The organism is candidate division KSB1 bacterium, assembly GCA_022562085.1.
In the GTDB taxonomy this organism is placed as follows: Bacteria; Zhuqueibacterota; Zhuqueibacteria; order Oceanimicrobiales; family Oceanimicrobiaceae; genus Oceanimicrobium.
The window spans coordinates 17825-27159 of sequence record JADFPY010000028.1; the positions used below are offsets into that span (position 1 = coordinate 17825).

Genomic DNA, 9335 nt, shown 5'->3' on the forward strand with positions numbered 1-9335 from the left:
TTAATTTAGCGAATCTTCAAATCCAGGAATGATGTTTTTTCGAATGGGCAAGCGATCTTTAAAGCTTTCGAAGATTTTATGGGTGTGTGAAATCACTTCTTCACCGTAGGCCCAGCAAAACAGAGTGTCGGGAATTCCGGATTTAAAATCAACGGTGAAATAGCCTTTCGGGTATATGCCCAGAGCCGTGATTTCTTGGGCCCACTCTTTTAAGATTACTGAAGTCTCTTTTTCAAACTTCCGTTGAGCAAGGACATTATCATCGATTTCTTCAGATTTCATGCGTATTTTCGCATCTTCCAAAGACTCCGCTGCTAATGCGGTAATCTTTATAACATCCGGCAGAACTAAATTTGCCTCCTCCAACGAAAAAATGCGAAAGCCGTCGTCTTTGTCGTAAAGGTTCATTCAAGAAATCCTAAAGTTCAGACAAAAGCCGAGTGACCGGTTATGTATTCACCGACTATCAAAGTGTGGATATCATGAGTGCCTTCGTAAGTGAGCACTGATTCCAAATTGCACATATGCCGCATGGCTTGATAATCATCGGAAATTCCGTTTGCTCCCAAAACCTGCCGGGCAAGCCGGGCAATTTCAAGAGCGTGGTAAACATTATTGCGCTTGGCAAGGGAAATTTGCACGTGAATTTGCTTCGTTCCCTTATCTTTAAGTCTCCCCAGTTGTAAAGCCAGGAGCTGAGCTTTCGTAATTTCATTAAGCATGTAAACTAACTTTTCTTGCACAAGTTGATGTGAGGCAATCGGCTTGTTCGCAAACTGAATCCTGCCTTTTGCGTATTCAAGCGCTTCTTCATAACAAGCCATCGCGGAACCGATTACCCCCCATGCGATTCCATAGCGCGCCTGGGTTAAACACATGAGAGCATTTTTTAAACCAGTCGTTTCCGGCAAAAGGTTTTCTTGCGGAATTAAACAATTTTCGAAAAGCAATTCCGCGGTGTCGGACGCCCGAAGCGAAAGCTTGCCATGCAGAGGTTTTGTTGTAAAACCCTCCGTTCCCTTCTCGACCAGGAACCCTCGAATGCCGTTCTCTGTTTTTGCCCAAATGACCGCCACATCAGCCAGCGAACCGTTAGTGATCCACATTTTACTGCCGTTGAGCAGCCAGCCATTTTTGGTTTTTTCAACGCGGGTTCGCATGCTGTCCGGATTGGAACCGGAATCCGGTTCAGTGAGCCCAAAGCAACCAACAGCTTCGCCGTTTGCAAGTTTCGGCAACCATTTCTGCTTCTGCTCCTCGGAACCGCATTGGTGAATGGAATACATCACCAGGCTGCCTTGCACAGAGGCAAAACTGCGCAGACCGCTGTCGCCACGTTCCAGCTCTTGATTAATCAAACCGTAGGCAACATTGTTCAAACCCGCACAGCCGTAGCCTTGCAAGTTTGACCCCAAAAGTCCAAGTTTACCAAGTTGAGCAATTAATTGAATGGGAAAGGTTCCGTCTCGATAATGGTCGCGGATAACAGGCATAACCTCTTCATCCACGAATTCGCGAACGGTCTGGCGGATCAAGCGCTCTTCATCGGAAAGCAGATCATCGATTTGGTAAAAATCTGTACCCTGGAATTTTGCCATGGATTAACAAACCTAGCTCAAAACTGCGTTTGAATTATCAACTCAAACCAAATTGTGTCGGTGCTTGCCAAACAATGTATTCGCAGTCGCATTATAAAGCTCGACTTCAATTAAGTCACCCGCCGAAAAAGCGCCGTTGGCAAAAATAACGGTTTTATTAGCCTCTGTTCGTCCCATCCATTCGTCAGGATTTTTTTTGCTCGGGCCTTCCGCCAAAACTTCAAAACGCTCGCCGATGATGGCTTTATTCTTTTTAATCGAAATCGATTTTTGCAGCTCATTTAACCGAACAATGCGCTCGGTTTTTTTGTCGGCAGAAACATCATCCGGGTGCTGCTTGTAAGCGATAGTACTCTTTCTCTCCGAATATTTGAAAATGAAGGCTGAGTCAAATTCGACTTTTTTCATTACTTGGTAAGTATCCTCAAAGTCAGCGTCGCTTTCCGAAGAAAAGCCGACAATAATATCCGTAGTTAAAGCGACGTTTGGAATTGTCTGCCGGATTTTGTCAACTAAATCGAGAAACTCTTTTTGGGTATACGTTCTGGCCATCATTTCCAGAATTCGGTCATTGCCTGATTGCAGCGGCAAGTGGATGTGATTGCAAATCTTCGGATTCCCAGCCATAACTTTTAAAAACTTCTCCGGGAAATCCTTCGGGTGTGGCGAAGTAAATCGCACACGATGAATGCCCTCGACATCAGCCACTTGCTGCATCAAATCAGCAAAATCAGCGCCGTTATGGCGGTATGAGTTTACATTCTGCCCCAAAAGCGTCACTTGTTTAAATCCATCCGAAACCAATTTTTCCGTTTCCCTAACCACACTTTCCGGATTGCGGCTTCTTTCGCGTCCGCGCGTGTACGGCACGACACAAAAGGTACAGAAATTATCGCAGCCGCGCATCACGGCTATCCACGCATTGACGCCGGGAACCCGTTCCGGATAAACGTCGCTGTAATCTTCAAATTCGGACAGGTTGAAATCATACTCCTTTTTGCCATTATTCAAAACGGAGTCGATCATGCTTGGCAGGCGTTTGTAGCTATCAGGCCCAGCGAAAATATCCACCATGTTTTCGCTTCGTTGCAGATTGCCACGGAGATTTTGGGACATGCAGCCAAGTAGTCCCACAATCACATTTTTATTTTTTTCTCTCAAGTGCTTTATTTCACCCAAGCGACCATAGATTTTGGAATGGGCGTTTTCACGAATCGCACAGGTGTTTAGAAATACGACATCGGCTTCGGATTCTTTATTTGTAAATTCGTACTGATCTGTGGCTTTTAGAATCGACCGCACCAGCTCCGTATCATATTCGTTCATCTGGCAGCCGTAAGTTTCGATATAGACTTTTTTCATTTAACTTGTAAACCCAATTCTAGTTATTTTAAAATTTCCCCAATCGCTAAATTTCTTTGACTGACTTCTTTCAATTCTACCTCTACGAACTCGTTTGATAAATCGGATTCCGACGGCACGCCTACCTTCACATAATTCTCCGTAAACCCTTGAAACAAACCAGATTCATTTTGCTCTTCCATCAATACTTTTACGCTCTTACCTATTTGCTGTTTGTAAAAATGCGTTTTCTTTTCACTGGATAATTTTCTTAAAATTTCGCTACGCTCTTTTTTTGCTTGTGCCTCTACTTTATCTTTCATTTTAACTGCAGCGGTGCATTCTCGTTCCGAAAAAGGAAATACATGAAAATAAGCAAAAGGCAATTGCTTTAAAAGTCGGTGGGTATTGGCAAACTCCGCTTCGCCTTCCCCAGGGAATCCCACCATGACATCGGTTCCCAAACAAACGTCCGGGATAAGATTGGCGACCATTTCCACGAACTCAACATATTCAGCAACATTATAAAGTCTGCGCATGTTCGACAAAACCGAATCATCGCCGCTCTGGAGCGGAATATGAAAATGGTTGCAGAGCTTTTCAGATTCAGCCATGTGATCGACAAGCTCCATGGGAATCGTTGTCGGCTCAATCGAACTGATACGGATGCGCTCCAATCCATCGATAGTTTCAAGCATCTTGACAATATCCAGAACGGTCTTCCCTTCAAATTCGTAAGTTCCGATATTGACGCCACTAAGAACCAGTTCTTTGTGTCCTCTTTCAACCAACTGAATCGCCTCGCGCTGAATATCCCAGAATGCCCGGCTGCGACCCCGGCCCCGTGCAAATGGAATGACACAGAATGTACACATAAAATCACAGCCGTCCTGCACCTTCAAATTGGCGCGAGTTGCGTTCTCGTAATTTCCTACAGAACTGATCGTAAACGGCGTCTTGCTGATTTTACTTTTCCGAACGATGGGTTCTGGTAATTTCTGCGGGATGTCGATGAAATCCGCCACTTCCATTTTTTCTTCGGTGCCCACGATTAAATCGATGCCTTCGATCTTTCTCAGCGCTTCACTTCCCATTTGAGCATAACAGCCGATGACTGCTACAAAAGCATCGGGTGAGCGTTTCAGCACTTGCCGCACCAATTGGCGGCACTTGGCGTCGGCTTGTTCGGTCACCGTGCAGGTGTTGATGACACATATGTCTGTTGGCTCGCCGTATTCGACAATCCGGTACCCTTTCTCCTTGAAGGTGTCGCTGATCAAGGCCGTCTCTGCTTGGTTGAGGCGGCAGCCAAGAGTATAGAATGAAGCCTTGTAATTTGGTTGCGTCATTTGTTTATGGAAAGTTAGTATAACTCGTTTGCTTAAAAGAATTTTCCACATCACTTTCCGGTCGGTGATCCCCCCGAGCATAAGAGCCAAACAAAATTATCTTATCCGGCTTAAAGTTCGTTTTAATCTGCTCAACCACATCTAAAATAGCCTCTTGCGGAATTCTGTCGCGCTTATCGATTGTTTCAACTTTAACGGCCATTTATCACCGGCTCTCCCCATTGACCTTATGTATTACCACCTCTGAAACCTTGTGTTCCCCATCCTCCTTGCTCACATAAAGGTCTAAATCCAATCGAACTTCCCCTTCCGTAAAATCGACACAGGCATAATAACGTGCGTCCTCGGTTTCGTTCACCGATTCGTGGACGAAATCAAACTGTAAGTTCCGGGTTCGATTTTCAGAGGTGTCTTCAACTTCAAAAGAACCTTCATCGCCTATTTTGCCACTGATATATGAGGTTATAATTTTGATAACTTCCTCCGAACTTAATTTGGCTATCTCTTCCTGCTTCTGACACCCTATCAAGCTGAAAAGAAATAAAACTACAGAAAAAAGTACGAATCTAATTTTCATTTCTCTTACTCCTTTAAAATTGTAAAGCTAACTCAAACTCACAATCCAAATATTTTTGCAATTCTTTATCGCCGTAATAACTGCCGTTTCGCCCTAATTGCACCAAGTTGATTTCGCGTTTCTTGTTAACGGCAAAAATCGCGGGTTGAATCTGGTCCGCAGCTATTTGCAATTTCAACTTTTTAGCCAATGCCAACCCTTTATCTTCTACAAAGGGGTAAGGAAACTCCGTTCGCTTTCGAACCTTTCTTAACTCATCAGCCGGACCTGGAGAAAGCACGATGAAAGCAGCCCCACAAACCTGAAGCTTGGCAAGTCTCCACTTGAGATCTGAGCAATTGCTTAAAACAAACAGAGCACCACGTTGCTTTTTAAGGTTACTATAAACAGCTTTTTTTATTCGCCAGTTTTGCTAGATCAACTGTTTTACCGTCCACATCGATTAGCTGTTTCGGCAAAATGGGCTTTTCATCACCAGGCTTTGCAAATAATTCTGTGGAGAATAAATTGACGGTTAAAACTGACAAAGAAATAAAACTTTAAGTAACATAACTATTCCACCAACCCCCGCAGTCTTTTCAAATTCTCGACGTCCATATCGTTTTGGGGACCCTTCGGCGTTTCTAAAATCATCGCGACATCTGTGAAACGCGAGTCATTCATGAGAAACTTAAATGCCTCAATACCAATCTCACCTTCCCCGATGTGCTCGTGACGGTCTCTCCTGCTGCCAAATTCCTTTTTCGAGTCGTTGACATGAATGACGCTAACTTGATCGCAGCCAATGATTTTGTCAAGTTCGGATACGGTTTTTTCGTACCCTTCTTCGGTGCGCAACTCATATCCCGCTGCAAAAATGTGGCACGTATCTAAACACACTCCGATTCGTTTTTGAGCTTCGACTTTCGATTTCATTTCCGCGAGCTGCTCGAACGTGTACCCCAAATTGCTCCCCTGCCCAGCGGTGGTTTCGAGAAGAATCTTCAGTTTAAAATCAGGACACTTATCGAATACAAAATTAAGACTTTCGGAAATTCGCTGAAGTCCCTTCTGTTCACCCTCGTCGAGGTGCGAGCCGGGATGTATAACCAAATACGGAATCCCCAGAGCCTCGGCCCGCTCCATTTCCGCGATAAAATTCTGCCTCGAAAGATACACCTTTTGTTTATCAAAACCGCCCAGGTTGATCAAGTAAGAAGCATGCACACAAACCGCTTTCACACCCGTTCGCTTTTCCTCTGCTTTAAATTTTTCAACTTCCTCATCCGTCAGCGGTTTGACCCGCCACTGCTGCTGGTTCTTGGTGAAAATCTGAATGACGTCACAGGTGACGTCCTTGCCGTTTTGCGGCGCATTAAAAACACCGTCGGAAATCGAAACATGGGCGCCGAATTTCATATCAAGTCAGCCCAAGTTTCGAAAGGAGTTTTTCAAAGAACGGGATTGGGTTTTTAAGGGTACCATTAAATTTTTGTTTGAGGTAACTGGTCACCGCCATCAAAAAGAAACAAACTAAAAAGAGAATTCCGTAAATTCCGATTAAAAGCAAATCATAGGTCGCAAACCCGGTTAACAGCTCTTTGGACTTGTTCCAAATTTTGAGAAAGAAAAAAATGCAGCCGATAAAGGCGACGGCCTGCACAAGCCAGCGAAGATTGATTTTCATTCCTGCGCCTCGAGCCACCTTTCCGCATCGATGGCGGCCTCACAACCCATCGCCGCCGCAGTAACCGCCTGACGATAGCGGGTATCGACAACATCACCACCTGCGAAGACGCCTTCAACATTTGTCGCAGTGTGCTGGGCTGGTAAAATGTAGCCGGCATCGTCCATGTCAATTTGTCCCTTGAAGACGTCGGTGTTGGGAACATGCCCGATCGCCAGAAAGACCCCGTCGCAGGCGAACTCTGCCGTCTCACCGGACTTGGTATCTGCCAGAAGAACGCCGGTCAAATTCGATGGCTCACCGAGATACTCTTTAATAATTTTGTTCCACATGAAATCAATCTTGTCGTTCTTCCTGGCGCGGTCCTGCATGATCTTGGAAGCCCGGAGTTCCTCGCGCCGGTGAACGACTGTAACCCGGCTGGCAAATTTCGTCAGAAAAGTAGCCTCTTCCATCGCCGAGTCGCCGCCGCCAGTGATGACGACGTGCTGGTCGCGGTAGAAGGCCCCGTCACAGGTGGCGCAAGTCGAAACGCCGCGGCCCATGAAGTCACCTTCGATGCCAAGCCAGCGGGCGCTGGCGCCGGTGCAGATAATGACAGCCTTTGCCTGCACGGTTTCTTCATCATACTCGACCACGAAAGGTCGCTTCGAGAAATCGACTTTAGTGGCATATTTTTGAATGCACTCGGCGCCGAATCTCTGCGCTTGTTTACGCAGCAGGTCCATCAATTCCGGTCCCTGCACACCCTCCGGAAATCCGGGATAGTTTTCGACGTCAGTGGTAAGCATAAGCTGGCCGCCGGGAATCTCAACCCCCATGCCTTCGCCTTCGAGAATAAGCGGCTCAAGGTTGCCTCTGGCAGCATAAATGCCAGCCGTGAAACCTGCCGGCCCGGAACCGATGATAACGACATTTCTAAAATCCGACATAGAAGAAATTTTTCTCCTTTCAAAGATTTTTTCGATTCGTTCAAAGAATTCTAACAGCACGAAAATAATGCATATTTCATGTAAATGCAAGCAAAATTGTAGTTTGCCCCGACTTGGTTAAAACATTTGGATTTGGAAGGAATTGGTGTTAAATTTACGAAATTGTCTGGTAGTAAAAGAATTTAGAATATGCGATGGTATGCACCACTATTCAATTACTGGAGTAACTGTGAGAATTTCTACATCACAAACTACTTGAGTATTGAGAAAGATGCTTACTCCCTTTCTAAAGAATTGACTGATTTTCTTTTATCTGGATCTGATGTTAGCGAAATAAATTCTTGCGGCTATTGGGTCATTGTAAAAGAAAGTAAGTCTAAATATCTTTCTGTTCCTAATGTACTTAATACATTACTAATCTCCTTTTGGGTTCTCACTCCAAACCAACTTCACTATAGGTTTCGGTTCTCAGAAAGAAAAGGTGATATGCGAAGATATCTTGATAGGTTTATCTTTAATTCGGAAGATGAAAATCAAAACACTGTTGATGAATTGCAGCTAACCAAAGTAAAACAATTTTATCGTTCACTTGCTCGAATAAATAAAAACAAGGATAGACTTCAAACAGCCCTGCTCTACACATATCGTGGATGTGTTGCCTATGATTGGCGTGTTAGTTTCGTCTTGTTTACAGCTGCTTTAGAAGCAATTCTGACTTATAAAAGGGGTTACGGAATGACCAGAAGACATGCTGAGGCGTATAGTATACTGACGGAAACTACTTCATCAAAAAGAGATTTAGCTGCTAAAAGGTTTGAACGCCTCTACAATATCAGAAGCGACATCATGCATGGAAGTAAAATTAAATCCAGAGCAACGACTAATTTAAAAAACCTCTCTAAACTATCTCATTTACTTAGAAGACTTTGGAATGTAATTTTATGTGACAACCAAATTATAAGCAGCTTAGAGTTGAATGATCAGGGGCGTGAATTATTTTTTCGCCAGCTTGGTTCTTCTTAAAATAATAGAGTTTTTCAAGACATAAATCATTGACTTGTTTTTGAATTAAACAAAATTCTATAGATTTGTTATGCCATTAAAAACCAACATTAAAAGACCCCTTGAACTGGTAAAAGCGGATGGGCATTTCCAAAACCACAAATCCCTTTTAAAAGAAGACACCTGGAACGAAGCAACAATAGAAAAAGCCCTTTCCCAAACCGGCCTTCAACCTTTCTTTGCATTAGCTGAACAGCTAATCAAATCAAAAAAAACAAAGCCAAAAGACCGCCAACTGTTATTCAACTTTTTAAACCTTGCCCGCTCAAGCCTTCTTCTCAAACAGATTTACCTTGAAAACAAACAAAACGACTGGTTCGATCTCTGTCTTAAAATTATCGAAAGATCTAACTTCACTTTAAATCATCTTTTCCATCAACGGGTCGAGCAATATAACGTTAAAACGTTGTTTCAAGAGATTCAAGGCAATGAAATAACCGAACATTGGTGGCTCGATATTAATGAAAAAGTGAATGACATTGCCCGCGGCCTGTTATCTCTGTCCAAGGACAGCAGCTCCGGACCTGTGGCCATCCTTGCGGAAAACAGTCTGGCAATGGTTTGCATCGATTTGGCATGTTTGATGACCGGACGAGTCAATGTGCCCATTCCGGCAACCTCGACGGCAGAATCTGTCGCCTATATTCTGAATCACTCCAAAGCCGCGACCCTTTTCGTCTCGACCGAAAAGCAGTTGCAGAAAGTATTAACAACTAGAAATAAACTCAAGGATCTACAGAATATCGTTATTATCAAACACCTGGATGATTTAAATAATCCGGAAATAATTTCGCTGGCCCAATTTATTAA

Annotated in this window: 12 protein-coding genes; 2 read left to right on the plus strand and 10 right to left on the minus strand. The window is 44.0% G+C overall.

Going from position 1 to position 9335, the window contains the following annotated elements:
* The 10 genes from IH879_04490 to trxB all read right to left on the minus strand — a co-directional run bounded on the left by IH879_04490 (nt 1) and on the right by trxB (nt 7463).
* Nucleotides 1-408 (minus strand): DUF2203 family protein, encoded by a 408-nt coding sequence (locus IH879_04490; GenBank protein ID MCH7674194.1) that lies wholly within the window; start codon nt 406-408, stop codon nt 1-3.
* Between the two features lie 17 nt (nt 409-425).
* On the minus strand, nt 426-1598 hold the full coding sequence (locus IH879_04495) for an acyl-CoA dehydrogenase family protein (GenBank protein ID MCH7674195.1): 1173 nt from the start codon (nt 1596-1598) through the stop codon (nt 426-428).
* 42 nt (nt 1599-1640) lie between these two features.
* Nucleotides 1641-2960 (minus strand): tRNA (N6-isopentenyl adenosine(37)-C2)-methylthiotransferase MiaB, encoded by a 1320-nt coding sequence (gene miaB, locus IH879_04500; protein MCH7674196.1) that lies wholly within the window; start codon nt 2958-2960, stop codon nt 1641-1643.
* Between the two features lie 23 nt (nt 2961-2983).
* Nucleotides 2984-4288, minus strand: coding sequence for a tRNA (N(6)-L-threonylcarbamoyladenosine(37)-C(2))-methylthiotransferase MtaB (gene mtaB / locus IH879_04505; GenBank protein MCH7674197.1), 1305 nt, complete (start codon nt 4286-4288; stop codon nt 2984-2986).
* 4 nt (nt 4289-4292) lie between these two features.
* The gene (locus tag IH879_04510) at nt 4293-4490 is read right to left on the minus strand and encodes a nucleotidyltransferase domain-containing protein (GenBank protein ID MCH7674198.1); all 198 of its coding nucleotides are present in this window, start codon (nt 4488-4490) and stop codon (nt 4293-4295) included.
* A gap of 3 nt (nt 4491-4493) precedes the next feature.
* A complete protein-coding gene (locus tag IH879_04515; protein MCH7674199.1) occupies nt 4494-4865 on the minus strand; it encodes a hypothetical protein in 372 nt (123 codons plus the stop codon).
* A 13-nt stretch (nt 4866-4878) separates the two neighbouring features.
* Nucleotides 4879-5265, minus strand: coding sequence for a redoxin domain-containing protein (locus tag IH879_04520; GenBank protein MCH7674200.1), 387 nt, complete (start codon nt 5263-5265; stop codon nt 4879-4881).
* A gap of 152 nt (nt 5266-5417) precedes the next feature.
* Nucleotides 5418-6263 carry a deoxyribonuclease IV gene (locus IH879_04525; GenBank protein ID MCH7674201.1) on the minus strand — a complete coding sequence of 282 codons (846 nt, stop codon included), beginning with the start codon at nt 6261-6263 and terminating at the stop codon, nt 5418-5420.
* A gap of 1 nt (nt 6264) precedes the next feature.
* Complete coding sequence (locus tag IH879_04530; protein MCH7674202.1) at nt 6265-6531, minus strand: hypothetical protein; 267 nt, start codon at nt 6529-6531, stop codon at nt 6265-6267.
* Complete coding sequence (gene trxB / locus IH879_04535; protein ID MCH7674203.1) at nt 6528-7463, minus strand: thioredoxin-disulfide reductase; 936 nt, start codon at nt 7461-7463, stop codon at nt 6528-6530. Before trxB ends, IH879_04530 begins: the two co-directional genes overlap by 4 nt.
* A gap of 189 nt (nt 7464-7652) precedes the next feature.
* On the opposite strand from trxB, the gene IH879_04540 reads away from it, so the two are divergent.
* Nucleotides 7653-8486, plus strand: coding sequence for a hypothetical protein (locus tag IH879_04540; protein MCH7674204.1), 834 nt, complete (start codon nt 7653-7655; stop codon nt 8484-8486).
* Between the two features lie 70 nt (nt 8487-8556).
* Nucleotides 8557-9335, plus strand: a 779-nt coding sequence (locus tag IH879_04545; GenBank protein ID MCH7674205.1) for an AMP-binding protein, incomplete at its 3' end; no start/stop codon positions are given.

Excerpts from the sequence above, each read along its gene's own strand:
- IH879_04540 (MCH7674204.1), top strand. The coding sequence starts at position 7,653 with ATGCGATGGTATGCACCACTATTCAATTACTGGAGTAACTGTGAGAAT.
- IH879_04510 (MCH7674198.1), bottom strand. The coding sequence starts at position 4,490 with ATGGCCGTTAAAGTTGAAACAATCGATAAGCGCGACAGAATTCCGCAA.
- mtaB (MCH7674197.1), bottom strand. The coding sequence starts at position 4,288 with ATGACGCAACCAAATTACAAGGCTTCATTCTATACTCTTGGCTGCCGC.
- IH879_04490 (MCH7674194.1), bottom strand. The coding sequence starts at position 408 with ATGAACCTTTACGACAAAGACGACGGCTTTCGCATTTTTTCGTTGGAG.
- IH879_04525 (MCH7674201.1), bottom strand. The coding sequence starts at position 6,263 with ATGAAATTCGGCGCCCATGTTTCGATTTCCGACGGTGTTTTTAATGCG.
- IH879_04515 (MCH7674199.1), bottom strand. The coding sequence starts at position 4,865 with ATGAAAATTAGATTCGTACTTTTTTCTGTAGTTTTATTTCTTTTCAGC.
- trxB (MCH7674203.1), bottom strand. The coding sequence starts at position 7,463 with ATGTCGGATTTTAGAAATGTCGTTATCATCGGTTCCGGGCCGGCAGGT.
- IH879_04495 (MCH7674195.1), bottom strand. The coding sequence starts at position 1,598 with ATGGCAAAATTCCAGGGTACAGATTTTTACCAAATCGATGATCTGCTT.
- miaB (MCH7674196.1), bottom strand. The coding sequence starts at position 2,960 with ATGAAAAAAGTCTATATCGAAACTTACGGCTGCCAGATGAACGAATAT.
- IH879_04530 (MCH7674202.1), bottom strand. The coding sequence starts at position 6,531 with ATGAAAATCAATCTTCGCTGGCTTGTGCAGGCCGTCGCCTTTATCGGC.